Consider the following 26,310-nt stretch of genomic DNA (forward strand, 5'->3'; position numbering starts at 1 on the left):
GCCCGGCTCGGCTTCAGGCTGCGGTGTCCAGCTGACCGAGCGCAGCCTTGATATCCTTGGCAGGCGACAGCCCGAACATGCGCCCATATTCTCTCGTGAACTGCGAGACGCTTTCGTAACCTACCCCGAACGCCGCGCTGCTCACGTCAGAGCCCTCCGACAACATCATCCGACGCGCCTCGATGAGCCGCAGCTGCTTCTGAAATTGCAAGGGACTGAGTGATGTAATCGCCCGGAAGTGCTTGTGAAACGAGGAAGGACTCATGGCAGCCGCTTCCGCCAGGCGCTCGATACGCAGCGGCTTTGCATAGTCGGAACGAATGATCGCCACGGCGCGCGCGATGCGTTGCGCGTGGCTGTCGGCGACCCCGAGAGCCCTTATCGCCGCGCCGTGTCGCCCAGCCAGCAGCCAATAGTGGATTTCGCGAACGAACTGAGACTGCAGAACCGGCAAGGATGACGGACGCTCGAGCAGCCGCATCAAGCGGAGCGCTGCATCGGCAACCTCGGATTCGGTCGGATCGACGCGGACGGGAATGCCTTGCTGCTCGGGAGCAAGGTTCATCTCCACGATCAGGCTCGCGATCACCGCCGGGTCGAGCTCAACGACCAGGGAATAATATGGGAGCTGCGCACTGGCGCGGGTAATCTGGCTCACCGTCGGCACATCCGCCGAGATCAGGAGCGACTCTCCCGCGCCGAAATCGAAGGTATGCGCTCCCATCGTCACGCGTTTTCGGCCCTGCAGGACAAGCGCAACGAGCGGCCGGTTGATTGCGTATTGGAGCTGGCCCCGCGTCGCTGCCCGTATGGCCGTAAGGCCCGGAATCGGCGTCCTGGCCGTGCCGTTTTGGTCGGAATGCAAGTCCGCATAGCGGCGAACAGTTTCGAGCAAGGTCGTCGTCATTCCGCGAATTTATACCAGCCGCGGGCCACGGCAACCGGACATGGCCGGACTGCTTCAACTTGGGGCATGTGAATTGATCGTTCAACGCAGCGTCGGCCCCGCCTGAGCGACGCTCGCGGCCATTTGGAGGAATAGGCAAGAAGGCTCAAGGATCCGGCAACTCGAATGCTGCGGTGTCTGCCACCTTCGCCGTGTCAAACGAAGGAGACATCACATGGCAAAAATTGCAATCATCACCGGTGCGAGCCGCGGCCTTGGCCGCAACATGGCCGTCAACATCGCGCGCAAGGGCAGCGATGTCATCATCACATACCGGAGCCGTGCGGACCTCGCGGAGAGTGCCGTTTCCGAGATCAAGGCGCTGGGACGCCGGGCCGTGGCCTTTCAGTTGGACAGCGCCGACCTCGCCAAATTTCCCTCCTTCGCGCGAAGACTGGGCCAGACGCTGAAGGAGACATTTGCTCGCGAGAGCTTCGACCACCTCGTGCACAATGCCGGCGACGGCCTCTTCGCTCCGCTCGGCGAGACCACCGAGGCTCAGTTCGATCAGCAGATGAACCTGCATGTCAAAGGCGTATTCTTCCTCACCCAGGCCTTGTTGCCGCTGATGGCAGACAGTGGCTCGATCGTCACCATCGGCAGTGGCTTGACGCGTGTCACCTATCCGGGCTTCGCCGTCTACACCATGGCGAAAGCCGCCGCCGACATGATGGCGGTCTGCATGGCCAGGGAACTTGGGCCGCGCGGCATCCGCGTCAACAGCGTTGCGCCCGGCGCGATCGAAACCGACTTTGGCGGTGGCCTGGTACGTGACAATCCCGACGTGAACAAGCAATTCGCCGCCATGACTGCGCTGGGCCGCGTTGGTGTCCCGGATGACATCGGTCCGATGGTCGCGAGCCTGCTGAGCGAGGACAATCGCTGGGTTACGGGGCAACGGATCGAAGTATCAGGCGGGCAGATGATCTGAACGCCGAACATTGCCTTACGACATGCAAGGGTCGCTGCAAGAGCTTGCGGCGGCCTTGGTCGGCCAAGCTCTATGCGGCCCCGGGTCCGTTTCGTGTCCGCAAATATTGGTTGGTGAAGAGATCGGAACCGGAATTTCGCACGACAGCGCGTCATGCGGTGCACGGTCCCCGTCGGGCAAAACAGCCAGGTCGGTTTGACCACGCCGTCTGTCAAGCCCTGCCGATCAAAAATATTCCACTTTACCGAATTTCGGATTTATCGTATGAACGAAACACCCTGGCCCGAGACAAGGGGCGGATCGCGATCGTCACGAACCGCGGGCCGGGCAGCGATGGACGCGACGGCGTCGGGCGCAACGGGCATTGCAGGGCGGGACACCGTGAGCAATCGTCTTCGCGCATACGACACGACGCTGACAGCGTCTTCGCATGGCTTCGAGGGCGAGCACACGCCACCCCTCGGATTCCCAGCGAAGACGTGCGCGGACGGAGAAGTCGTGTGGTCCTGACGCCCGGGGTCTGTGCGTCAAGGCTTGCGGTGATGTGGCGGCCGACCGGCACGCGCATCGATCATCCGCAAGGCGACGGGGGCAATAGTGCATCGCTCCCCGGGGAGAGCACGAAGGACACCGTTAAAACCACTCGCGCAGGGACGGCCGGGCGACCGGCAACACCTGTGGTCCACCCCGTGTGCATTTCTACAGCGCACGGACTCGGGTGCCGCCGGCGCCCGGCCTTCCCTGCGCCCTTGTCTTCTTCGAGGGCGGCACATGAGCAAAACTCGGGCGAAACGCGCCGCGAGAAAGAGATTGTGTATCTGCTGTTTGAACTGTGACTTGGAGAGCGATGGCCGCACCGCTTGCTCCGTCATTGCGAGCGCAGCGAAGCAATCCAGACTGTCACCGCGGAAAGATTCTGGATTGCTTCGCTGCGCTCGCAATGACGCGGAGAGAGCCGCAAGCACCCTCGCCGTCACTCTGATGAGCGAGTTTATGCAGCAGAACTACCGTATCATCATCCGCGAGATCGCCTCTCCAATCACCACCGTCGTAAAATGCGTGTTGGCCCGGCAATCCGACGGCATGATGGAGGCGTCGGCGACACGCAAGCCGGAAATGCCCTTCACCGTGCCGTCCGGATTGACCACGCCGTCCGCATCCCCAACGCCGCTCATGCGGCAGCTGCCGGCGGCGTGCTGAATGTCGCCGGTCTCACGACGCAGCACCGCGTCGAGCTCGTGATCCGGCAGGCTAGCGGCCTGCGGCAGCGTCAGGTCGGTGTCGGTCAGCCGGATCCAGTCGGCGATGCCTGACAGCGCCGGCTGGGAGGTGATCACCGCCAAGCGTTTCACCGCATCCATCATCCGCAGCATGTCGCGGGGATCGGCCAGCATGTTCTCCTCGACGACGGGATCGATCGCGGGATCGGTCGAGGCCAATTTGAGCGTGCCGCGAGAATACGCGTTGAACAGCCCGGCGCCGATCGCCCCTGATACGCCGATGCCGCGATGGTTGAACGCTATCAGGATCATGTCGCGCTTGCCGCCGTCGGCGAGGCCCGACGAATAGGTCACGCAGCAATTGGTGTGGCGCGTATCGGGATCGGTGGGGCGAAGCTCCTCCCGGAGCTGGATCGTGGCGCGAAACAGCGGGTGGTCGAAGAAATGGCGGCCGACCGGCAAATCGCGCGCGACCGCGATTCCCATCGCCCTCAACTCCTCGGCCGGTCCGATGCCCGAGCGCAGCAGGATCGCCGGACTGTGAATGGCGCCGGCACAGAGCACGATCTGGCGCGCGCTGATCTCGCTTGTGCCCTGCCCCTCGATATGAACGCGGACGCCAGTCGCGCGGCCCTCGCTGATCAGCACGCGATCGACCAGCGCATGCCCGCGGATATCCAGATTGGCGCGGCCGCGCGCGGGCTCGAGATAGCCCTCATTGGTGGTGATGCGGCGGCTGTCGCGGCTGTTGATGGGATAGCAGGCGACGCCCTCGCCGTCCGGGCCGTTGACATCGGCACACCAGGGATACCCGGCCGCGAGCGCCGCGTCGCGCAGGCCACGATCGATCGGGCCCCATGTCTCCGGCGGCGCGCGATAGACCGGCAACGGCCCGCCGCGGCCGTGGCCGTCGGCATCGCCGAATTCCAGATCATCCTCGATCACGGAGAACAGCGGCATCACCTCCTTCGCCGACCAGCCGGTGCAGCCATTGGCCGCCCATTCGTCGAAGGCATCGGCAACGCCACGGATGGCGATCTGGCCGTTCATCATCGATGAGCCGCCGAGCCCCTTGCCGCGCCAGTAGAAGCGAGGCTCCTGCCCCGCCACCCGGCGCGTCAACAGGTCAGGCCATTGCCATTTCTCCTGGTATTCACGCTTGTGAATGATCGGGATGGGATTGGGCGTTCGCACCTCCCAGGGCGCCTCATCGGCGCGCCAGTCGCGCCCTGCTTCGAGCAGCAGGACGCGCCGTGCGGGATCCTCGGACAGCCGTGCCGCAACAGCGGCGCCGGCGGAGCCGCCGCCGACAACAATGACATCGTACATCGCGTTACTTCTCAACGTTCCAGAACACCGGGATGGCGGACGGTATCAGACCGCGCAACGTCGCGCGATAGGCGGCCGGCTGCGCGAACTGGCCCCAGGGAATTGCGGGTGCCTGATCGTACATGATGGCCTGGATCTCGCCCGCGATCTTCTTGCGGTCCTCCTCGGCCGGCGCCTTGGCGAAGGCTTCCATCAACGGCGTGATGCGCGCATCGCATTGCCAGCCGGTGAAGTCGGCGCAGTTGAAGGCAACCATCACATTGGTCAGCGGCGAACCCAGATCGAAACCGCCGGCGTGAACGCCGTAGACGCTCCAGCCCTCCTTCTTGGCGCGGCGCGCCAGCACGCTCGCCCAGTCCATCACCTGCAGATCGACGTTGAAGCCGGCGGCCTTCAGCCGCTCGGCAAGCACCTGCGCCGAGACGCGCGGCGCTTCGAGATCGTTGGCCTGCATGACGACGACGGGCTCGCCGGCATATTTGGTCGCCTTCAGCGCGGCCTTCGCCGCCTCGATCGAGGGCTTCGCCGCCGCTTCGGTGCCGGCCTTGCTTTCATAGGTGGTGCCGCAGGTGAAGAACGTCGCGCAAGGCGTGGCGTATTTGGCATCCAGCCCGAGCGCATCCAGCACTTCGCGCTGGTCGACCAGCTTCCACAGCACGCGCCGGATCGCGGGATCGTCGAACGGTTTCGACGCGGCGTTGAGGCGGTAGGCGCCTGCGAACATGTTGCCGCCGGTGAAGTTGACGAGCTTGACGCGGGAGTTCTTCTCCAGCTGCGGCAACAGATCGAACGGGGCGTATTGCATGAAGTCGACTTCGCCGGCCTGCAGCGCGGAGGCCGCCGTCGAACCGTCGGGAATGACGCGGACCTCCAGCGTGTCGACATTGACGCGCTTGCCGCCGGCGAGGAAGTCGGCGGGCTCGGAGCGCGGCACATAATCGGCGAACTTCTTCAGGATCATGCGATCGCCGGTGCGGTGATCGGCCTTGCTGTAGACGAACGGGCCGGAACCGATGATCTCGGTGATGCGCTGGTCGCCGGGCGTCTTGGCGATGCGCTCGGGCATCATGAAGGCGACGGGGCTGACGGGATTGCCGAGCGCGTCGATGACGAGACCCGACGGCTCCTTCAACGTCAGCACGAAAGTCTTGGCATCGGTGGGCTCGAGCGACGCCGTGATCGCGAAGATGCGACGGCCGAGCGCGCTGCGGGTGCCCCAGCGGCGCAGCGAGGCCACGCAATCGGCGGCCGTAACCGGCTGGCCGTCGTGCCACTTCAGGCCGTCGCGCAGCGTGAATGTGTAGGTCAAGTTGTCGGGCGAGACCTTCCAGTCCTGCACCATCTGCGGTTTGATGTCGCCCTTGGAGTCCTTCGCAAACAGCGTATCGAACACCATGTAGCCAAACGTGCGCGAAATATAGGCCGTGGAGAAATGCGGATCGAGGGTGACGATTTCCGCCTCGAGCACCGCGACGAGATTCCCCGCCGCATGCGCGGGCGCCGCGGCCAGCGCGAGGCCGAACAGCGCGGGGATCAAAGACTTGAGTTTGAACATTGGTTTCTTCTTGCCTTGGCGAAACGGTTACGGTCGCCAGCAAAAAGCAATGTTCGTGCCCACACGGCAGAAGCACGTATGCGCACACGGCTATCAGCCGCGCGTTTGCGGCTACACCGTCGGTGTCATCGCCCGGCTTGACCGGGCGACCCAGTATTCCAGATATCCTGCGATGATACGGAAAGGCCGCGGCGTACTAGATGCCCCGGTCAAGCCGGGGCATGACACCAATTGCGTGGCGACGGCCTGCGCCCTACCCGATGCCCCGGCCGAACTTGTTCGACTTCGGAAAACCCTTCGGCGGCAGGCGGCCGGCGTCGGCGCGGGTGCCTTGCCACTCGGCGAGCTCCTTCATGGTCGCGGAGAATTCGCGACCGGCGGAGTCCTTCCAGGTCAGGCCGGCCTTGGCGTCGAACACGGCAACATCCGAAAGGCCGCCATCCTTGTACTTCTGCAAGCGCACGCCGCGGCCGCGCGCCATTTCCGGCACCTGGTCGAGCGGGAAGACCAGCATCTTGCGGTTCTCGCCGATGACCGCGACGGTGTCGCCGAGCACTTCGGTGATCGCGCGCGCCTCGTTCGGCATGTCGACGTTGAGGACCTGCTTGCCCTTCTTGGTGGTGCCGACGCAATCGTCCTCGTTGACGACGAAGCCCTGGCCCTCGTGGCTCGCGACCAGGAATTTGCGGCCACCCTTGTGGACGAACAGCGCGACGGGCGCAGCTTCCTGCTCCATGTCGATGAACAGACGGATCGGCTCGCCGTGACCGCGGCCGCCCGGCAGCTTCGCTACGTCGAGCGAGTAGAACTTGCCGTTGGTCGCGAACAGCAGCAGCTTCGAGGTCGTCTCCGCGAAGAACGCGAAGCCGAGCTTGTCGTCCTGCTTGAAGGCCAGGCCCGAGAGATCCTCGACATGGCCCTTCATGGTCCGGATCCAGCCCTTGTCGGAGACGACGACCGTCACCGGCTCGCGCTCGACGAAGGCCTCCTCGATCGCGGCGAGATCGTGCTCGGGCGCGTCGGCAAAGGTGGTGCGGCGCTTGCCGAGCGGCGTCTTCGGCCCGAACATGTCGCGGACCTTGCCGACCTGCTCGCTGACCTTCTTCCACTGCTCAGGCTCGGAGGCCAGCAGGGCCTCGATGCCCTTCAGCTCCTTCCGCAGATCCTTGTCCTCGGTGCGGATCTCCATCTCCTCGAGCTTGCGCAGATTGCGCAGCCGCATGTTGAGGATGGAGTCGGCCTGCAACTCGGTGAGCTTGAACGCCTTGATCAAGGCCGGCTTCGGCTCGTCCTCGGCGCGGATGATCCGGATCACCTCGTCGATGTTGAGATAGGCGATCAGCAGGCCGCCGAGGATTTCGAGCCGGTGCTCGATCTCGCCCTTGCGGTGCTTGGTGCGGCGGATCAGCACGTCGCGGAGATGGTCGAGCCATTCGCGCAGGGCCTCCGCAAGGCCGACCACCTTGGGGACGCGCCCCTTGATCAGCACGTTCAGATTCAGCGGAATCTTGTTCTCGAGCTCGGTGAGCCGGAACAGCGATTCCATCATCAGCGCCGGATCGACGTTCTTCGATTTCGGCTCGATCACGATGCGGACGTCTTCGGCCGACTCGTCCCTGATGTCGCCGACCAGCGGCAGCTTCTTCTGGTCGAGCAGCTCGGCGACCTTCTCGATCAGGCGCGACTTCTGCACCAGGAAGGGAATCTCGGTGACGACGACGACCCAGCTGCCGCGGGCGCCCTCTTCCTGCTCCCATCTCGCACGAACGCGGAACGAGCCGCGGCCCGTTGCATAGGCCTCCGCGATGGCCTGCTTGGAATCGACGCAGATGCCGCCGGTCGGGAAATCCGGACCCTTGACCCACTTCAGCAGCGCCTTGGATTTCGCGTCGGGCTTCTCGATCAGATGCAGCGCGGCGTCGCAGAGCTCGGCGGCGTTGTGCGGCGGGATCGAGGTGGCCATGCCGACCGCGATGCCCTGCGCGCCGTTGGCGAGCAGGTTCGGAAAGCCGCCGGGCAGCACGACCGGCTCCTTCGACTGGCCGTCGTAATTGGCGCGGAACTCGACGCCGTCCTCGTCGATGCCATCGAGCAGAAGCCGCGCGACGTCGGTCATGCGCGCTTCGGTGTAGCGGTAGGCGGCGGGGTTATCGCCGTCGATATTGCCGAAATTGCCCTGGCCGTCGACCAGCGGGTAGCGCGAGGAGAAATCCTGCGCGAGGCGCACCATGGCGTCGTAGATCGCCTGGTCGCCGTGCGGATGGAACGAGCCCATCACGTCGCCGACGATCTTTGCGGATTTCTTGAAGGCCGTACCCGGGTCGAGACGGAGCAGCCGCATGCCGTAGAGGATGCGCCGGTGCACCGGCTTCAGGCCGTCGCGTGCGTCTGGCAGCGCGCGGTGCATGATGGTGGAGAGCGCGTAGGCGAGATAACGCTCTTCCAGCGCCTCGCGCAGCGGCACCTCGTGGATTTCGGCCGGTTCTTCCGGCGGAACGATTCGTTTTCCCATGCCGCCCGGTTAAACCGTGGAAGCGAATCGGGCAAGGATCGAATGGTTCCCTGTGGGCGGCCTAATGGCCTGCCCAGCCGGCCGTGAATGTCTGGGTTTTGGCCTGACCAGGCGTTTGGGCGGGTGCCGGCGCATTGGTCACGCAGCGCCGTGCGGCCTCGATCTCAGCCTCGGTCGCGCCATGGGCCCGCGCCCATGTCTCTGCGGTGGCAGCGGAATATTTGGCCACATAATACCGGACGACCGTGCAGGAAGCCCGGCGAAACAAGCCGGTTTGCGGCTCGCCGGCCATTGCATCGGGCGCGAACGCAAACAGCGCCGCGGAGAAGGCGAATCCCCTGATCAACATTTAGGCTGTCCCCGTTGTGGAACCTGAAGGCGAACTCGACCGGCCCGATTTCGTTCCGGGGAACTCGATGCCAACGGGCAGTGCAGAGTCCCAATGAGCTCATGGCGCGGGAATCGCTGCCCTCGCCTGCTGCCGTATCAGGGCGTTGATGAAGCCGGCCCGCGCATCCGAATGGCCCTGCCCGCGCGGCTCCAGCACGTGACGCAGCAGGAACAGGCCGGTGAGCCGGAAGCCGTCCTGGAGATCCTGCTCGGTGAGATCGCTCGCGGCCTCGCCATGGCGCAGAAAGGGCGGCAGCCGCAACAGCCGGTCGCGCCACGGCTCGCCCGCACCGCGCGACACCGCACCGCCAGATTTCGGCGAGACGTAGATCAGGTCCGTGGTCTCGCCGGTCACCGCGCAATTGTCCAGCGCCAGGCCGAAACCCAGCTCCGCGAGCATCGCCAGCTCGAAATGGATCAGGTGCACGGCGGCGCTGCCGATGTCCTCGAAATCGTCGAGCGAATGTTCGAGCAACGCAAAGATCTCTTCGTGCGGATCGCGCTCCGGCAAGAGCCGCGCAACCGAGGCGAGATGGGTGACGCCATAGACCCCATGGGACGATGCCAGCAACGTCGCCGCACGCAGCTTCAACCCCTCGACGGCATAGGTACCGAGATGCTCGTCGAGCCGCGCCCGCCACACTGCGCTGACGCTGTTGCCGGGCTGCAGGAGGGGCCGCATCCGCGAGCCGGCGCCGCCGCGGACGAGGCCGAGATGCCGGCCGTGGGCGCGCGTCAAGAGCTCGACAATGGCGCTGCTCTCGCCATGCCGCCGCACCCCCAGCACGATGCCCTCGTCGGTCCATTCCATGGAGGAAATATTACAGGATTCCAGTGAGGAGCGCAGTGCCTTCTCCCCGTCATTCCGGGGCGATGCGAAGCATCGAAACTGGGGTGCGCCCTTGCGCACCCGAGAATCTCGAGATTCCGGGTTCGCCTCTTCGAGGCGCCCCGGAATGACGCTAGGCGTCGAACCAGCCCTGCGCATCGCCGGTGAAGGAGAAATAAAGTCCGATCGCGGTCAGCGCGCAGGAGACGATCTCGATGGCGCTGTCGAGCTCCAGGCCCCTCTCCCCGATGATCTGGCCGAGCGAGATCACCGACAACACCAGGGCCGCCGCCAGCACCCAGCGCGGCCAGTTCTTGCGCCGATGCGCGGCGAGCCAGACGAAATAGACCAGCAGCAGGATCATGCCGCCGGCGAGCAAGGTCGCCGTCATGATCATCTGCTCGGTCATCTCGGCATTGGGCGTGCGGTCCTGCGCCGCGACCGAGAGGGCATCCAGCATCAACGATGCATAGAGCAGCGCTTCGAAGCGCCGGACGTTGCTGGGCACGCTCATCGGATACCGATCTTTTCTTGGTTATTCCCTGGGGAAGTCCAGGCCCATCTCGCGGTAGCGATCGGGGTCGTCGCCCCAGTTCTCGCGTACCTTGACGAACAGGAACAGATGCACCGGCACGTCGAGGATCTGCATCAGTTCCTTCCGCGAATCCGCGCCGATCGACTTGATGGTTGCGCCGCCCTTGCCAAGCACGATCTTGCGCTGGCTTTCGCGCTCGACGAAGATCGTCTGCTCGATCCGCACCGAATGATCCTTGCGCTCCTCCCACTTGTCGGTCTCGACCGTGGACTGGTAGGGCAATTCCTGGTGCAGCTTCTGATAGATCTTTTCGCGCGTGATCTCGGCCGCGAGTTGCCGCATCGGCGCGTCCGACATCTGGTCCTCGGGATAGAGGAACGGGCCCGGCGGCACCATTTCCGCGAGCGTCTTGCGGATGTCGTCGACGCCGTCGCCCGAGATCGCCGAGATCATGAAGGTCCGCGCGAACTTCATGCGCTCGTTGGCGGCTTGCGCCAGCGCCAGCAGCTTCTCGCGCTGGACCAGATCGACCTTGTTGATGACCAGGATCTTCTCGTGATTGACGCCGGCGGCCTTGGCGAGGATCGCCTCCGCTTCCTCGTCGATCCCGGTCTTGGCATCCAGCAGCACGCAGACGAGGTCGGCGTCATGCGCCCCGCTCCAGGCGGTCGAGACCATGGCGCGGTCGAGCCGGCGCTTGGGCGAGAAGATGCCGGGCGTGTCGACCAGGATCACTTGCGCATTGTTCTCGATGACGATGCCGCGGATCAGCGCGCGCGTGGTCTGCACCTTGCGCGACACGATCGTGACCTTGGCCCCGACCAGCGCGTTGACCAGCGTGGACTTGCCGACATTCGGCGCGCCGATCAGCGCAACGAAGCCGCAGCGCGTACCAATGGGCGCCTCGCCGCTTGCTTCAGCCGTCATTGCCGCCGCCAACGCCTTCGCGTTCGATCATCACTGAAGCTGCCACCTTCTCTGCCGCGCGCTTGCTGCCGCCGATGCCTTCCGCCGGCGCCAGCCCCGGCAGATCGACTGCCACGCGGAACTGCGGGTCGTGATGCGGGCCAGTGCGCTCGACCTCGCGGTAAACAGGCGTCGGCAGCCCCTTCCCTTGCGCCCATTCCTGCAGCACGGTCTTGGGGTCGCGCAAGGGACGGCGCGGCTTGTGCATGCGCTCGGTCCAGTTGCGCTTGACGAATTCGGCTGCCGCCGCGTGGCCGCCGTCGAGGAAGATGGCGCCGATCACGGCCTCGCAGATGTCCCCCAGCACGCTCTTGCGCAGGCGCGCATCGGCACTGGGGCCGACCGAGCCGAGCTTGATGTCGTCGACCAGACCGAGCGACTTGGCGACGTCGGCGCAGCTTTCCTTGCGCACGAGCTCGGCCAGACGCTTGGACAGCTCGCCTTCGTCGGCGTTCGGGAAGGCGTGATAGAGCATGTCGGAGACGACGAGCCCGAGCACGTGGTCGCCGAGGAATTCCAGCCGCTGATAGCTGTCGCCGCGCTTGCGTCCGGACTTCAGCGCGGAGACATGCGTGATCGCCTGCATCAGGAGGTTCGGGTCAGCGAAGCTGTGGCCGATGCGCGCCTCGAGCGCCGCGCTCGCATCCGTGGCCTTGGCCTTGCTGCTCCGCACCCGCTTCTTCTTCGCAGGCGCCTTGTCTGCAGCCGTCTTGGTCGCAGCTTCCCCTTCGGGGCCCGCTTGCGCCTCGATCGGTTGGGTCGCGATGTCCTTGGCTTCGTCTTTCATCGGACGATTTTGAAGAAACGATTCCAGCGTACCGCCCACGGCCAGCGCCAGAACATCCAGGCATGCTCGCCTTCGGCGATGGAGAAGAAGATCATCTGGGCGCGGCCGATCAGATTTTCCTGCGGCACGTAGCCGACCTGGCCGAGGAAGCGGCTGTCGGTGGAGTTGTCGCGATTGTCGCCCATCATGAAGAAGTGGCCGGGCGGCACCGTGTAGACGTTGGTGTTGTCCATGTAGCCGTTGTCGGCGCAGTCCAGCGTCTCATAGGACACGCCGTTCGGCAGCGTCTCCTTCCAGCGCTTCACCCGGGAGATGCCGCCGCCTTCCGAGCCACAGGGATCTTCGCCGACATATTCGCTCATGCGCTGCCGCTCGACCGGCGCGTCGTTGATGTAGAGCAGCCCATCGCGCATCTGGACGCGGTCGCCGGGAAGGCCGATCACGCGCTTGATGTAGTCCGTGGAATCGTCCTTCGGCAGGCGGAACACGACGATGTCGCCGCGGTTCGGATCCGAGCCCCAGATTCGCCCCGAGAACAGCGGCGGCGAGAACGGAATCGAATAGTGGCTGTAGCCGTAGGAATATTTCGAGACGAACAGATAGTCGCCGACCAGCAACGTCGCCTTCATCGAGCCCGACGGGATGTTGAAAGGCTGAAACAGGAAGGTGCGGATCACCAGCGCGATCAGGAGAGCATGAATGACGACCCGGATCGTTTCACCGACGCCGCTCTCAGTTTTCGTTCCTGAAGTCACGCTCATTGCTCTCTCAATTCCGGCCGGCGGTCACAGAGCGCCCTCCTGGCGCGAACAGCCCTTTGCTTCGCGGCCCATGGAGATTGTCCTGATTCTGATAGTGAGGGCCAATTCCGGCGTAAAGCCGAATTCGCCCAAGCTGATTTGCGACGGCGGACTTTTAGACGGTTGTCGGAGGCCACGCAATCAAGGATCGCATCAAAACTGAGTAAGACATTGATTTCACATGAGAATTATAAAATCAAACGGATATCCTCAGGGCTTCGCAGGCGGCACAGCGGAAATGATGACAAAGGCCTGCGCCAGCGGCCAGTCGTCGGTGATCGAAACGTCGATCCGCGCCTCGAATCCGTCCGGCGTCAGGGCCTGAAGCCGGGCCAGCGCGCCGCCGGTCAGCTGCATGGTCGGCCGCCCGCCCGGCAGGTTGACCACGCCCATGTCGCGCCACCAGACACCGCGCCTGATGCCGGTGCCGAGCGCCTTGGAGCAGGCCTCCTTGGCGGCGAAGCGCTTGGCGTAGGTCGCCACCACCATCTTCTCGTTCTTGGCGCGCCGCTCCGCCTTGGCCCGCTCGGCCGCGGTGAAGATGCGGTCGAGGAAGCGCTCGCCATGACGTTCGATCACCTTGGCCACGCGGGTGATGTCGATCAGGTCGGAGCCGATGCCGATGATCATGCCCGGCTCCGGCCACGGTCCATCGCCGCGCGCATGTTGCGCACGGTTTCGGCCAGACCCACGAACAGCGCCTCGCCGACCATGTAGTAGCCGATATTGAGCTCCATGATCTCAGGCAGGGCCGCGATCGTCTCCGCCGTGGCATAGTCGAGCCCGTGCCCGGCATGGACCTCGAGCCCCGCATCCCTGGCCAGCTTCGCCCCCGCCACGATCCGCCGCCATTCGGCCTCGGCCTTGTCGGCGTGGCCGTCGACGACGGCGTCGCACCATGCGCCGGTGTGGATCTCGATCACGGGCGCGCGCAGCCGTGCCGCCATTTCGATCTGGGCGGGGTCGGCGGCGATGAACAGCGAGACCCGGATGCCGGCATCGTTCAGCCGCGCGATATAGGGCGCGAGCGCGTTGTGCTGGCCGACCACATCCAGCCCGCCTTCGGTCGTCACCTCCTGGCGCCGCTCCGGAACCAGGCAGACCGCATGCGGCTTGGTGGCGAGCGAGATGCGCAACATGTCGTCAGTCGCCGCCATCTCGAAATTGAGCGGCTTGGAGATCTCCGCCTTCAGCCGCGCCATGTCCTCGTCACGGATGTGCCGGCGATCCTCGCGCAGATGCGCGGTGATGCCGTCGGCGCCGGCCTCGATCGCGAGCAGCGCCGCGCGCACCGGATCCGGATTGCGGCCACCGCGCGCGTTACGCAGGGTCGCGACATGGTCGACATTGACGCCGAGGCGGAGCGGAGTTGCGGGCATTTCAGGACTCACGAAATCGGGGCGACAGGCGCATACGCAAAGCGCCTATCCATTAACACGTTCGACGCGGGCGACGACCGCCTTCGCGCGCAACTGAGCCAGGATCGCGCTCAGGTGCTTCAGATCGTAGACTTCGAGATCGATCGTCGTCTCCGTGAAGTCCGGCGAACGGCGCTGCATGCTGATGTTGTCGATGTTGCCGTCGTGCTCGGCGATCACGGTCGCGATCTGCGCCAGCGCGCCGGGCTCGTTGACGTTCTCCACCTTGATGCGGGCCGGGAAGCGCTGCGGCGTGGAGTCCTCGATGTCCCAGCGGACGTCGAGCCAGCGCTCCGGCTCCTCCTCGAAATCCTTCAGGGCGGGCGCCTGGATCGGATAGATCGTGATACCCTCGCCCGGCGTGACGATGCCGACGATGCGATCCCCGGGCACGGCGCCGCCGTTCGGAGCGAACTTGACCGGAAGGTCGGAATTGATGCCGCGGATCGGGATCGCAACCGGGCTGCGCGGTTCCGAGGACTTCTCCTTGAACTTGGCCGCAAGCCCCTTCTTGACGCCGTAGCGCGCGATCCGCTCCTCCTTGTAGTCCGGGTACATCGCACGCGCGACGTGCGATGCCTTGATCTCGCCGCGGCCCACCGCCGCCATGACGTCCTCGATCGAAGTCCGCGCGAGCCGCGGCAGCGCACCCTTGAGCTTGTCGTCGGCGTATTCGATCTTGGCGCGCTCGAACAGGCGCTCGACGATGCGCCGGCCGAGGCCGACATATTGATCGCGCACCGCGGTGCGCGTCGCGCGGCGGATCGCGGCACGCGCCTTGCCGGTGACTGCGAGCGTTTCCCAGGCCGACGGCGGCGCGGACTGCGCTTCCGAGGTCAGCACCTCGACCTCGTCGCCGTTCTGGAGCTCCGAGGACAGCGGCGCGAACTTGCCGTTGATCTTGCAGCCCACCGCGCTGTTGCCGACGTCGGTGTGCACCGCATAGGCGAAGTCGATCACGTTGGCGTGGCGCGGCAGCGCGATCAGCTTGCCCTTCGGGGTGAAGCAGAACACCTGGTCGTGGAACAGCTCGAGCTTGGTGTGCTCGAGGAATTCCTCGGGATTGGCGCTCTCGGAGAGGATTCCGATGGTGTGGCGCAGCCAGGAGAACGCGTTGGACTCGCGCTTGAGGTATTCGGTCGGCGAGCCCACGCCTTCCTTGTAGAAGACATGCGCGGCGATGCCGCGCTCGGCGATCTGGTCCATCGCCTCGGTGCGGATCTGGAGCTCGACGCGCTGGTTGCCGGGGCCGATCACAGTGGTGTGGATCGAGCGGTAGTCGTTCTGCTTCGGCGTCGAGATGTAGTCCTTGAAGCGCCCCGGCACGACCGGCCAGGTGGTGTGGACGATCCCGAGCGCGCGATAGCAGGCCTCGATGTCGTTGACGACGAGGCGGAAGCCGAAGATGTCGGACAATTGCTCGAAGCCGACCGACTTGCGCTCCATCTTGGTCCAGATCGAGAACGGCTTCTTGCGACGGCCATAGACCCGCGCGCCGAGGCCCCTGTGCCGCAGATTGTTGGAGAGCTGGTCCTCGATCTCGCCGATCAAATTGCGGTTGCGCTCGGCAAGCGCGTCGAGCCGCTGCATCACCACCGAATAGGCTTCGGGATCGAGGGTGCGGAAGGACAGATCCTCCAGCTCCTCGCGCATTTCCTGCATGCCCATGCGCCCCGCCAGCGGCGCGTAGATGTCGAGCGTCTCCTCGGCGATGCGCCGGCGCGATTCCGTCGGCACGAATTCCAGCGTGCGCATGTTGTGCAGGCGGTCGGCGAGCTTGACCAGAAGCACACGGACATCATCGGCAATGGCCAGCAACAATTTGCGCAGGTTCTCGGCCTGCTTGGCCTCGCGTGACACCAGCTCGAGCCGCTTCAGCTTGGTCAGGCCCTCGACCAGCGCGCCGATCTCCGGCCCGAAGATCTGGTCGATCTCGGCCCGCGTCGCCTCGGTGTCCTCGATCGTATCGTGCAGCAGTGCTGCCACGATGGTGGCGTCGTCGAGCTTCAGGTCGGTGAGAATGGCCGCCACTTCGAGCGGGTGCGAGAAATACGGATCGCCCGAGGCGCGGGTCTGCGAACCATGCGCCTTCATGGCGTAGACATAGGCGCGGTTCAGCAGGTCTTCGTTGGTGTTGGGATTGTAGGATCTGACGCGCTCGACGAGGTCATATTGACGCATCATGCGCGCGCGGGGTCTGGCGGGGCGCGCGACCGGCGCAGTCGGGGCCACGGCAACCGATTCGGTTGCGGCCTGCATCTGCGTGGGTCTGCGGCGCCGATATACCATTCCGTCCTGCTTTCAAACGGGCCCGAGGCGGTCCGTTGTATACATCCTAGCTCCGATCGCGCGTGTGTCCGATCAATTCAGTGACAGGCGCAGCGCCAACCGGCAACACTATGGTAACCACGAAAACGTCAACAAAAGCAAAGGCCCGAACACAGGTTCGGGCCTTTGATAAGATCACAAGCAGTCGATGATCACGATGGAGGAATTACTCGTCTTCCTCGGGCTGCTCCTCGGGAGGCGCGAGGCCTTCCAGACCCTTCAGGAGCTCCTCTTCGGTCATGCGCTCGACGGCGACTTCGGTGTCGTCCGCATCGACGCTCGCCCCTGCGGAACCGATCAGCGGCACCGTGTCCGGCTCGGGCTCGTCCACCTCGACGAACTTCTGGAGCGAGTGCACCAGCTCCTCGCGGAGATCCTCCGGCGAGATCGTGGTCTCGGCAATTTCACGCAAAGACACAACAGGGTTCTTGTCGTTATCGCGGTCAACCGTTAGTTGTGAACCGGACGAGATCATGCGGGCTCGGTGGGCGGCCAGCAGGACCAAGTCAAACCGGTTGTCGACCTTGTCGATACAATCTTCTACGGTGACGCGAGCCATGGACTGTCGCTCCGTTGTGGGTGGGACGAAATATGTGGATGATTGGGGCTAGTTATAGGGGCCGGGACGATTTCGCAAGGCCAATTTGTGATTTGGTCTCGCCAAACGGCTCTGCTAACGCCACATTGGGGCTGGGACGGGGTTTTCTGGGCTGCCATCGAGGGCAACCCCGGGTGTATGCAAGTCCGCCATAACTATACCTTGATTGCCCCGACTTCTCCGGACTTGCGGTTTCGACGGGTCTCAGCGGCACTTTAGAACTGCGCGGCTTGCTGTCGCCGCGCCAACAAAAAACGATCAATCACGGACACTACGCGAGCAAACTGAATGTCACTTTCTCCGACCAACAAGATCGCGCTCTTCATCGATGGGGCCAATCTCTACGCGACCGCGAAAACTCTGGGCTTCGACATCGATTACAAGCGTCTGCTGAAGGAGTTTCAGGGCCGCGGGACGTTGTTGCGGGCGTTCTATTACACCGCCATCATCGAAGACCAGGAATACTCCTCGATCCGCCCGTTGATCGACTGGCTGGATTACAACGGCTACACCGTCGTCACCAAGGCGACCAAGGAATTCATCGACGCCTCCGGCCGCCGCAAGGTCAAGGGCAACATGGACATCGAGCTTGCCGTGGACGCCATGGAGCTCGCCGAGCATATCGACCAGATGGTGCTGTTCTCGGGTGACGGCGACTTTCGCTCCCTGGTCGAGGCCGTGCAGCGCCGCGGCGTGCGGGTCACGGTGATCTCCACCATCGCCAGCCAGCCGCCGATGATCGCCGACGAGCTGCGCCGCCAGGCCGACGTCTTTACCGACCTCGTCGAGCTGCAATCCAAGCTCGGCCGCGACCCGTCCGAGCGCCCCGCCCCGCGCGACCGCGGCGAGCGTGGCGAACGTCACCACGCCCCGCAATTCCTCCAGCGCGCAACCACGATGGCGCCGAGGGGCGATGAAGACTTCGAGGAGTGAGGCGGCCCGGTCAAGCCGCCAACCTCTCGCCGTCGTTCCCGACCGTGACTGTCCGCTCTGTCCGCGCCTGGTCGCCTTTCGCGAGGCGAACCGCACACGCGAGCCGTCGTGGCACAATGCGCCGGTTGCGCCCTTCGGCGACCTTGAGGCGCGCCTCCTGATCGTGGGTCTCGCGCCGGGAATGCAGGGCGCCAACCGCACGGGACGGCCCTTCACCGGCGATTATGCCGGCGACCTGCTCTACAGTACGCTGATCGAATACGGCTTTGCCAGGGGGACCTATCAGGCGCGCCCCGACGACGGCCTGAAACTGGTCGACTGCCGGATCGCCAATGCCGTGCATTGCGTGCCGCCGCAGAACAAGCCGCTGCCGGTCGAGATCAACACCTGCCGCCAGTTTCTCGTGGCGAATCTGGCGTCGATGCCGAACCTGCGCGCGATCGTCGCGCTCGGGCGGATTGCGCACGACAGCGTGCTCAAGCCGCTGAATCTGAAGGGCTCGCAGGCCCCCTTCGGCCACGGCGCAGTGCATCAGGCAGGCCGGTTCAAGCTCTACGACAGCTATCATTGCTCGCGCTACAACACGAACACCGGCGTCCTGACGCCGGACATGTTCCGCAGCGTGTTCGCGAAGGTGAAGGCGGACCTGGATTGAAGGCGGACCTGGATTAGAGAGCAGCTGGGGCACCGGCATTGTGAACCCGTCATCCTGAGGCGCGAGTGGCGCGATGCAGAGCATCGCGCCGGGAGCCTCGAAGGATGAGCGGCCGGGATGCAGCCGGGCCGTCGTCCTTCGAGACTCGCCCTGCGTTGCAGGACGAGCACCTCAGGATGACGGGGACGGACTTAGGTGCGCGGCATCGCTGCCATCATTGGCTGGCCATAGACCTGGCCGCATGCGGGATACGCTTTACGTCCTGACCGGATGGGCCCTCAGCCAGTCCAGCACCTCGCCGGCATTCCGGTCGGGCGGAAACACCGGATAGAACACGTGCGTGATCCTGGCGTCGTCGATGACCAGCGCGAGACGCTTGATCAGCGTCAGGCCCGCGACCTCCATGATCGGCAGCTTCAGTACCTGCGTGAGCGCCAGCTTCTCGTCCGACAGCACAGGGAACGGCAGATGCAGCCGTGAGGCCATCTCGGTCTGGTATTCGTTGCTCTGGGTCGAAAGGCCGAACACGTGGGCGGCACCGGCGGCCTTCAGCTCGGCGAACAGATCGCGGAACGCACAGGTCTGCGGCGTGCAACCGCGCGCACCGGGGATCATGTCCCAATCGTCGACCAGTGAGATCTTGCCGGGCTCGCCGGTGCGGGGATAGGCGAACACCACGGTGCGGCCGCGCAGCGCCGACAGCGTGACCGACGTGTCGTCGGTCGCGAGCAGGCCGATCGGTGGCAACGTCATGCCCTTGAGATGCGCGGCGCCGCCGTCGTCGGCAGGCGCGGGAATCTGGCTCCAGTCGACCTCGAGCAGGTTCCGTTGATTCATTTGGTCATCCCCTCGCCCGCATCAGCCGGCCCTTCTCCCGGCTCCAGTCGCGCTTCTTCTCGGACTCGCGCTTGTCGTGCAGCTTCTTGCCTTTTGCAACCGCCAGCTGCAATTTGGCGCGACCACGCTCGTTGAAATAGAGCTTGAGCGGGATCAGCGTCATGCCCTCGCGGTCGACCGCGCCCATCAGCTTGTTGATCTGCCGGCGGTGGAGAAGCAGTTTGCGCGGCCGCTTGGGCTCGTGATTGAACCGGTTGCCCTGGAGATATTCGGGAATGGTGGCGTTGATCAGCCAGATCTCGCCGTTCTTGGAATCGGCATAGGATTCCGCGATCGTGCTCTTGCCGTTGCGGATCGACTTGACCTCGGTCCCCGTCAGCGCAATCCCCGCCTCGATCGTGTCTTCGATCGCATAGTTGAAGCGAGCCTTGCGATTTTCCGCCATGACCTTGATCGGACGTTCGTTCTTGTCGGCCATGACGGATAAAACCCGATTGAGATGCGCGCGGAATCTAACAGTTCGGATGAAGAGCGCGCGTCACTTCTTGAGGAGATCGCGGATCTCGGTCAGCAGTTCGACCTCGGCCGACGGCTTCGGTGGAGCGGCCGGCGCCGCCTCTTCCTTGCGCTTCAGCGTGTTTATGGCGCGGATCGCCAGGAACAATACGAAGGCGATGATGATGAAGTTGATCGTCAGCGTGAGGAAGCTGCCCCAAGCCAGCACGGCTCCTTGCTTTTTCGCATCGGCCAAGTTGGTGGCGGTGACGGCCTTCGACAAGGGGGTGAAGTAGTTCGAGAAGTCGAGCCCGCCGGTAACCGCGCCGATGATCGGCATGATCACGTCGCCGACCAGCGAGTTGACGATGGCGCCGAACGCCGCGCCGATGATGACGCCGACCGCGAGATCGACGACGTTGCCCTTCATGGCAAACTCGCGGAACTCCTTCAGCATTCGCGCGCCCTTTTCCTCGACGGTCATGAAAGGCTCCCCCGACAGGCCGGCGCGTCAGTTGATCAGACCCGCGTGCACCATCGCGCTGCGCACGGCAACGCGTGTCGGCTCGGAGACCGGCACCATCGGCAGCCGCAGCGTCTCCTCCAGCTTGCCGAGCAGCGACATCGCGTACTTGATCGGCGCCGGATTGCTCTCGATGAAGAGGTTGTTGTGCAGCGGCATCAGCTTGTCGTGGATCGCGAGCGCCGCCTTGGTGTCGCCCTTCTGCCAGGCGGCGTGGAACTCCGAGCAGAGGCGCGGCGCGACGTTGGAGGTGACCGAGATGCAGCCATGGCCGCCATGGGCCATGTAGCCGATGATGGTGGCGTCCTCGCCCGAGAGCTGGTTGAAATCCTCGCCCATCGCCGCGCGCTGCTGCGACACGCGAACCATGCTGGCGGTGGCGTCCTTGACTCCGGCGATGTTCTTCAGCTCCCACAGCCGCTTCATGGTGTCGACCGACATGTCGATCACCGAGCGCGGCGGGATGTTGTAGATGATGATCGGAATGCCGATCGCGTCGTTGATCGCCTTGAAGTGCTGGTACATCCCTTCCTGGGTCGGCTTGTTGTAGTAGGGCGTGACGATCAACACGGCGTCCGCACCCGCCTTTTCGGCGTGCTGGGAGAGCTCGATCGCTTCCTTGGTCGAGTTGGAGCCAGCGCCCGCGATGACCGGCACGCGGCCCTTGGCTTCAGCGATGCACCATTCGACGACCTTCTTGTGCTCGTCATGGCTCATCGTCGGGCTCTCGCCGGTGGTGCCGACCGGAACCAGGCCGTTGGTCCCCTCCGAAATCTGCCAATTGACCAGGGAGCGGAACGCCGCCTCGTCCAGCGAGCCGTTCTTGAACGGCGTGACCAAGGCGGTGAACGACCCCCGGAACTTCGTCTTGGCTGCCATGGACTTCCTCCGTACGCGGCTATCTCTTGAGCAAGCCCCATTCATATCGGGTCTATCCTGCCGGTAAAAGGCCCGCTTCTGGATGAGGCAGCGTTTAGGCCGCGATTTTGCCGCGGTGATGGTGCAAATCGGTCCGAGGTAAGCGGCTGTTGGTATTTTGTCCGCATATTCAATCAAATTCAGCTAGGTCTTGAGCCACTTCACTGATTCGGGGCGACGAAACGCCGTGACCTCCTTTGCACGTGCCGCATGGCGATCCACCGGTCTGGTCGTGTGCCTGATGGCAGGGCTGTCGCTGGGCTGCGCCGCCCTCGCCAAGTCCAATGAGACGACCGCAGAGACGGGCAACAAGGAGACCGCGAAGCCAGCTGCCAAGGACGCCGTGAAGGGACCGGCCAAGGACTCGAACAAGGGCTCGAACAAGGGCGCGGCCAAGGAAACAGCGAAGGAAGCAGCCAAAGGCACGGTCCAGGGAGCCGGCAAGGACGCAGCGAAGGGCGCGAGCAAGGGTGGCACCGCGGCCAAGGAAGGCGCGAAGACGCCAGCCAAGGATGCTGCCGCCAAGGAACCGGCGAAGGACAAGCCGAAACCCGCGGCAGCGGTCTCCTCGCCGAAATCTCACCCGGCGAGCAACGGATCGCCGCCCAAGCCCGCAAAGACCGCACCCGCGCCGGCCGTGACGGCCACCGACAGGCTCACCGCCCCGGCCGCCGCCAGACCGCTCGCAGCTCCCGTGCTGGCCCCCGCGACCCGCCAGCATGCGGCGCCACGCAAGCCGGTCATTCCGGCCGCGGTTGCGGCGACATCGTCGACGTCGCAAGCCGACAAGGACACGCTCGAGAGCGTCATCGAGCTCGTACGCAAGCGCAAGGCCGGCGACGCCACCGATGCCGCCGCCGGCATCTCGGATCCGGTCGCGCGAAAGCTCGCCGAATGGATCATCCTGCGCAGCGAGGACAACGGCGCGACCGTGGAACGCTATCGCGCCTTCATCTCCGCCAATCCGACCTGGCCGTCGCAGACCTTCCTGCGCCGGCGCCTCGAGGCCGCGATGTGGGACGACAGGCGCGACGATTCGGTCGCGTGGTCGTGGTTCGAGAACGAGTCTCCGATCTCCGCCAAGGGCCGCTTCACGCTCGCCAAGGCGATGCTGGCGCGCGGCGATCGCGCCAATGCCGAGCGGCTGGTGCGCGAGGCCTGGCGCAGCGATCCGATGTCGGAGGACACCGAGAACAACGCGCTCGACCAGTTCGGTGCCCTGCTGACGCCGGGCGATCAGAAAGCGCGGATGGACACCCTGCTCTACGGCAGTGAGACCGAGGCGGCCCTGCGCGCTGCAAAGCGCCTCGGCGCCGGCTATGTCGCGCTCGCCAAGGCCCGCATCGGCGCCGTCAAGAAAGCGCCGAACGCGCGGGCGCTGCTCGACGCCGTGCCGCGCGAGCTGCACAATGACCCCGGCTACACCTTCAGCAAGATCCAGCTCCTGCGCCGCGAGGAGAAGTTCGCCGAGGCCGCCCAGCTGATGCTGTCGGCGCCCAAGGATCCGGGTCGCCTTCACAATCTCGACGAATGGTGGATCGAGCGGCGCCTCCTGGCGCGCAAGATGATCGACACCGAGGAATTCCGCTCGGCCTATCTGATCGCGCGCGATGCCGCCCTGCCCTCGCGCGACATCTACAAGACCGAGCAGGAGTTCACCGCCGGGTGGATCGCGCTGCGATTCCTCAACGACCCCGCGACCGCCACCCAGCATTTTGCCCGCATCGGCGTCGGCAGCGTCAATCCGACCGCGCTGGCGCGCGCCGGCTATTGGCAGGGCCGTGCGGCCGAAGCGATGGGGCGTCAGCAGGAGGCGCGCAACGCCTATGCACGCGCCGCCGAACAGTCGACCAGCTATTACGGCCAGCTCGCCCGGGCCAAACTCGGCTTGCCGCAGATCGAGCTCAACAGCCAGCCGCGCGGACGCGGCGCCGAGCGGCTTGAGATCGTGCGCGCTGCGCATCTGCTCTACGAGCTCGACGAGCGCGAGCTCGCGGTGCCCATGCTCGCCGACATGGGCGAGAACGGCGATCCCGAAGCGCTCGCCGGCCTCGGCGAGCTCGCCCAGCGCTACGGCGATGCACGGGGCATGCTGCTGGTCGGCAAGTCTGCCCTCAACCGCGGCCTGCCATTCGACTTCTACGCCTATCCCGTCAACGGCATTCCGCAGTTCACGCCGATCGGCCCCGACGTCGAGCGCAGCATCATCTATGCGATCGCGCGACAGGAGAGCGCGTTCAATCCACGCGTGGTTTCGCCGGCGCAGGCCTATGGACTGATGCAGGTGACGCCGGACGCCGCCCGCTACGTCTGCAAGCGCCACGGCGCGACCTACGACCTGGGGCGGCTGAAGAACGATTCGGTCTACAACGCCGCGCTCGGCTCGGCCGAGCTCGGCGGATTGCTCGAGGATTATCGCGGCTCCTACATCATGACCTTCGCCGCCTACAATGCCGGCCGCGGCAGCGTGAAGAAGTGGGTCGAGCGCTACGGCGATCCGCGCGATCCGAAGGTCGATGCGGTCGACTGGGTCGAGCTGATTCCGTTCTCCGAGACGCGCAACTACGTGCAGCGGATCATGGAGAACCTTCAGGTCTACCGCGCCCGCTTCGGCGGTGGCACGCGCTTGCAGATCGAAGCCGATCTGCGTCGCGGCGCCGTAAGCGTGGAATGACGCTGCCCCGTTCCGGTTAGCGGCCGAGCATGGGGGCGAGCGCCTTCGTCTAGACCTTAAGTCGCCGAGACATATCCGGCGACCGGCCACGATCCGCAGGCGAGCTCTTTCGACCGTTGCGGCCCGATCGGCGCGCTCACCGGTGCGCCAGCTGGCGGATGAACCGGTGCCCTGACAGATGAAGGCCTAGGTCGCTCCTGCTGCAGGGCGAAATCGTCGGGGCGCTTGTACGGTTGGGCCGGGCACCGGCGGCTTCTCTGCGCACCCCGGTCGCAGACCGCTTGCAGCGCATCCCTCCACAGTGACTTCCATCAGGTCGCAACCAAGACCGCGAAATCAACGGAGAGTGGCGGTACCAGGTCGGACCTGCCCCGAGCGAACCAGACATGCGACCGGCAAAAGAAAAACCCCGGCGGTTGCCCGCCGGGGTTCTCTGTCAGGTCGTTAGACCGGAACTTACCAGTTGCGCTGAGCGCGGAGGAGCAGGGTGAACGAGTCCTGATCCTTGAGCTCATACACCGCGGTCGGCTTGGAGACAGCAGCAGCCGGAGTGATGACGGCCGTGCCGGCATACTTCTGATCGAGACGGGTCCAGTTGAAATCCGCCGAGAAGGTCAGATTCTTCACAGGAGTCCAGCGGGTGATCACACCCACCTGGCCGATGTTGAAGTCGGGGTTACAGCTGGTGACACCGGCCACAGCCATGACACCGACGAAACCGCCGCCGCCGCAGATGGCGTTCTTAGCCAGCGAGCCGAACTGGGCCGCAGCATAAGCGCCGTAGATCGCGGTGTTCCAGTAGGGATCCCAGTTGTGGGTGTAAGCGCCACGGAAGCCCCAGGTCTTGACGGTTTCCTGCGAGCCGCCGGTCACGAACACGGTGTCCGGAGCATTGGCGAAGCCGATGCTCTGGTACCCGACGTCGGAACCACTGAACATCGAGTACGAGCTACCCGCAAGGTTCTGGAAGTTGTAGCGGGTCGCACCATCGGTGTAGACGCCCGAAATGTTGATCGTGTCACCCGCGCCGGTCGGGATGTTCTTGATCGACAGAGCGAGCTGAACCGCCCAACCCCACTTGTCGTCGGGATGGCCAGTGACCTCGGTCGGGCCGTAATAGGCGACATGGTTGTCATGCGCAGCAACCGACGCCTGGAACAGACCCCAGGCCTGGTCGACACGGACCATACCGACGAGGTTCGGCGAACGCGAGCCGCCGATGGCGTTGGAGCCGTACGAACCGCCAGCGATGCCAGCAACCGTTGCGCCCGTCAGGTTCAGATTGCCTGCCTGATAGTAAGCCGTCGCATCTTCCGCCGAGAACGACGCCGTGATGCCCTGACCGAAGTCAGCGGTGTAGGTGAACTGGTTGACACCAGTGACCGTGCCGCTGCCGCCGACGAGACCGTCGAAGTTGTTGCCGGGATAGTTGGTCCAGGGCGCGTCGAACTGCGACACGGCCTTACCCATCGTGAAGCCGGCGAACTGGATGAAGGCGTAGTACACGCCGAGCGAGCCGCCCGAAGTGCCACCGTCGGTCGGGTTGATGGTGGCGGTACCAGCAGTCGTGGCGGAGTAGCCGGTCGCGCCAGTGGCCGACCCCTGACCGGCGTAGTTACCCGTGGTCCAGGAGAACGTCGCATCGAAGAACGTGCGGACGACGCCGTATTCGGTCGCGGTGCGCGTGTCGATGTTGAGATCCTGACGAGCGCGCATCGTGTAGTAGTTGCTGAGGCGGTTGTGCGCCCCGCCGGTACCGCTGAACTGGCCGCCGTACACGCTGTTGGTGTTCAGCGCGACTTCAGCGCGCAGATAACCACCCAGCTTGATGCAGGTGTCAGTGCCCGGGATGTAGTAGAACCCGGCTCCATACAGGGAGCAGATCTTCACGTATTCGACCGCCTTGGCCTTCACGGGGAGATCGGCTGCCTGCGCTCCGCCCACGGCGATCAGACCCGCCGCTGAGCCGAGCAAAAGGCTCTTAACCAACTTCATGTTAAACCTCCAAGTTGCTCTTCAGGGAAGGTCACTGACCGGACGGCCAATTCCCAAACCCCCTCTAAATCACCGCTCCGAGTCCCTTCGCGCCTTCGGACACACCCGCATGAACGCGAGGGACTTAAGCGAAAGA

Annotated in this window: 23 protein-coding genes; 4 read left to right on the forward strand and 19 right to left on the reverse strand. The window is 64.6% G+C overall.

Annotated features, from left to right (window positions below; all coding sequences use genetic code 11):
• Window positions 1-13 precede the first annotated feature (13 nt).
• Entirely contained in the window at window positions 14-907 is an 894-nt protein-coding gene (locus FJV43_RS00870; protein WP_239623929.1) for an AraC family transcriptional regulator, read from the reverse strand.
• A gap of 214 nt (window positions 908-1,121) precedes the next feature.
• On the opposite strand from FJV43_RS00870, the gene FJV43_RS00875 reads away from it, so the two are divergent.
• Entirely contained in the window at window positions 1,122-1,877 is a 756-nt protein-coding gene (locus tag FJV43_RS00875; protein ID WP_239623931.1) for an SDR family oxidoreductase, read from the forward strand.
• 1,004 nt (window positions 1,878-2,881) lie between these two features.
• Here the strand turns inward: FJV43_RS00875 and FJV43_RS00880 are convergent.
• From FJV43_RS00880 to rpoZ, 13 genes are all read right to left on the reverse strand, one after another.
• Complete coding sequence (locus FJV43_RS00880; protein WP_239623933.1) at window positions 2,882-4,426, reverse strand: GMC family oxidoreductase N-terminal domain-containing protein; 1,545 nt, start codon at window positions 4,424-4,426, stop codon at window positions 2,882-2,884.
• 4 nt (window positions 4,427-4,430) lie between these two features.
• On the reverse strand, window positions 4,431-5,981 hold the full coding sequence (locus tag FJV43_RS00885) for an ABC transporter substrate-binding protein (RefSeq protein ID WP_239623934.1): 1,551 nt from the start codon (window positions 5,979-5,981) through the stop codon (window positions 4,431-4,433).
• Window positions 5,982-6,234: 253 nt separating this feature from the next.
• Window positions 6,235-8,493 (reverse strand): DNA topoisomerase IV subunit A, encoded by a 2,259-nt coding sequence (gene parC / locus FJV43_RS00890; protein ID WP_239623936.1) that lies wholly within the window; start codon window positions 8,491-8,493, stop codon window positions 6,235-6,237.
• A 61-nt stretch (window positions 8,494-8,554) separates the two neighbouring features.
• A complete protein-coding gene (locus tag FJV43_RS00895) occupies window positions 8,555-8,842 on the reverse strand; it encodes a hypothetical protein (RefSeq protein WP_239623938.1) in 288 nt (95 codons plus the stop codon).
• A 99-nt stretch (window positions 8,843-8,941) separates the two neighbouring features.
• Window positions 8,942-9,694: a DNA repair protein RecO gene (gene recO, locus FJV43_RS00900; RefSeq protein ID WP_239623939.1), complete on the reverse strand. Its 753-nt coding sequence runs from the start codon at window positions 9,692-9,694 to the stop codon at window positions 8,942-8,944.
• A gap of 151 nt (window positions 9,695-9,845) precedes the next feature.
• Window positions 9,846-10,226, reverse strand: coding sequence for a hypothetical protein (locus tag FJV43_RS00905; RefSeq protein ID WP_239623941.1), 381 nt, complete (start codon window positions 10,224-10,226; stop codon window positions 9,846-9,848).
• Between the two features lie 21 nt (window positions 10,227-10,247).
• Window positions 10,248-11,174, reverse strand: a complete 927-nt coding sequence (gene era / locus FJV43_RS00910) for a GTPase Era (RefSeq protein WP_239623942.1) — start codon at window positions 11,172-11,174, stop codon at window positions 10,248-10,250.
• Complete coding sequence (gene rnc / locus FJV43_RS00915; protein WP_239623944.1) at window positions 11,164-12,000, reverse strand: ribonuclease III; 837 nt, start codon at window positions 11,998-12,000, stop codon at window positions 11,164-11,166. Before rnc ends, era begins: the two co-directional genes overlap by 11 nt.
• On the reverse strand, window positions 11,997-12,761 hold the full coding sequence (gene lepB / locus FJV43_RS00920; protein WP_028179695.1) for a signal peptidase I: 765 nt from the start codon (window positions 12,759-12,761) through the stop codon (window positions 11,997-11,999). The genes rnc and lepB overlap by 4 nt, the downstream gene beginning before the upstream one ends.
• 249 nt (window positions 12,762-13,010) lie before the next feature.
• Window positions 13,011-13,430 (reverse strand): holo-ACP synthase, encoded by a 420-nt coding sequence (gene acpS / locus FJV43_RS00925; RefSeq protein WP_131868067.1) that lies wholly within the window; start codon window positions 13,428-13,430, stop codon window positions 13,011-13,013.
• Window positions 13,427-14,179: a pyridoxine 5'-phosphate synthase gene (locus FJV43_RS00930; RefSeq protein WP_239623946.1), complete on the reverse strand. Its 753-nt coding sequence runs from the start codon at window positions 14,177-14,179 to the stop codon at window positions 13,427-13,429. Before FJV43_RS00930 ends, acpS begins: the two co-directional genes overlap by 4 nt.
• 45 nt (window positions 14,180-14,224) lie before the next feature.
• Entirely contained in the window at window positions 14,225-16,507 is a 2,283-nt protein-coding gene (locus FJV43_RS00935) for a bifunctional (p)ppGpp synthetase/guanosine-3',5'-bis(diphosphate) 3'-pyrophosphohydrolase (protein WP_239623947.1), read from the reverse strand.
• 205 nt (window positions 16,508-16,712) lie between these two features.
• Window positions 16,713-17,105: a DNA-directed RNA polymerase subunit omega gene (gene rpoZ, locus FJV43_RS00940; protein ID WP_007603391.1), complete on the reverse strand. Its 393-nt coding sequence runs from the start codon at window positions 17,103-17,105 to the stop codon at window positions 16,713-16,715.
• A 327-nt stretch (window positions 17,106-17,432) separates the two neighbouring features.
• On the opposite strand from rpoZ, the gene FJV43_RS00945 reads away from it, so the two are divergent.
• Window positions 17,433-18,077, forward strand: coding sequence for an NYN domain-containing protein (locus tag FJV43_RS00945; RefSeq protein ID WP_239623949.1), 645 nt, complete (start codon window positions 17,433-17,435; stop codon window positions 18,075-18,077).
• Window positions 18,058-18,732: a uracil-DNA glycosylase gene (locus tag FJV43_RS00950; RefSeq protein ID WP_239623950.1), complete on the forward strand. Its 675-nt coding sequence runs from the start codon at window positions 18,058-18,060 to the stop codon at window positions 18,730-18,732. Before FJV43_RS00945 ends, FJV43_RS00950 begins: the two co-directional genes overlap by 20 nt.
• Before the next feature lie 255 nt (window positions 18,733-18,987).
• On the opposite strand, the gene FJV43_RS00955 is transcribed toward FJV43_RS00950, so the two are convergent.
• Genes FJV43_RS00955 through dapA form a run of 4 tightly spaced genes read right to left on the reverse strand, consistent with a single transcriptional unit; the run spans window position 18,988 to window position 21,466 of the window.
• Window positions 18,988-19,569 (reverse strand): peroxiredoxin, encoded by a 582-nt coding sequence (locus tag FJV43_RS00955; protein ID WP_239623952.1) that lies wholly within the window; start codon window positions 19,567-19,569, stop codon window positions 18,988-18,990.
• A 4-nt stretch (window positions 19,570-19,573) separates the two neighbouring features.
• Window positions 19,574-20,047, reverse strand: coding sequence for an SsrA-binding protein SmpB (gene smpB / locus FJV43_RS00960; RefSeq protein ID WP_024341117.1), 474 nt, complete (start codon window positions 20,045-20,047; stop codon window positions 19,574-19,576).
• A gap of 60 nt (window positions 20,048-20,107) precedes the next feature.
• On the reverse strand, window positions 20,108-20,521 hold the full coding sequence (gene mscL, locus FJV43_RS00965; RefSeq protein WP_239629800.1) for a large conductance mechanosensitive channel protein MscL: 414 nt from the start codon (window positions 20,519-20,521) through the stop codon (window positions 20,108-20,110).
• Between the two features lie 54 nt (window positions 20,522-20,575).
• Entirely contained in the window at window positions 20,576-21,466 is an 891-nt protein-coding gene (dapA, locus tag FJV43_RS00970; RefSeq protein ID WP_239623954.1) for a 4-hydroxy-tetrahydrodipicolinate synthase, read from the reverse strand.
• A gap of 280 nt (window positions 21,467-21,746) precedes the next feature.
• Between dapA and FJV43_RS00975 the strand changes: the two genes are divergently transcribed.
• Window positions 21,747-24,179 carry a lytic transglycosylase domain-containing protein gene (locus FJV43_RS00975; RefSeq protein WP_239629801.1) on the forward strand — a complete coding sequence of 811 codons (2,433 nt, stop codon included), beginning with the start codon at window positions 21,747-21,749 and terminating at the stop codon, window positions 24,177-24,179.
• 456 nt (window positions 24,180-24,635) lie between these two features.
• Here the strand turns inward: FJV43_RS00975 and FJV43_RS00980 are convergent, their stop codons facing one another.
• A complete protein-coding gene (locus tag FJV43_RS00980; RefSeq protein ID WP_239623955.1) occupies window positions 24,636-26,174 on the reverse strand; it encodes a porin in 1,539 nt (512 codons plus the stop codon).
• Between the last annotated feature and the right edge of the window lie 136 nt (window positions 26,175-26,310).

It is taken from the genome of Bradyrhizobium sp. I71 (genome assembly GCF_022354745.1).
Classification (GTDB): domain Bacteria; phylum Pseudomonadota; class Alphaproteobacteria; order Rhizobiales; family Xanthobacteraceae; genus Bradyrhizobium; species Bradyrhizobium liaoningense.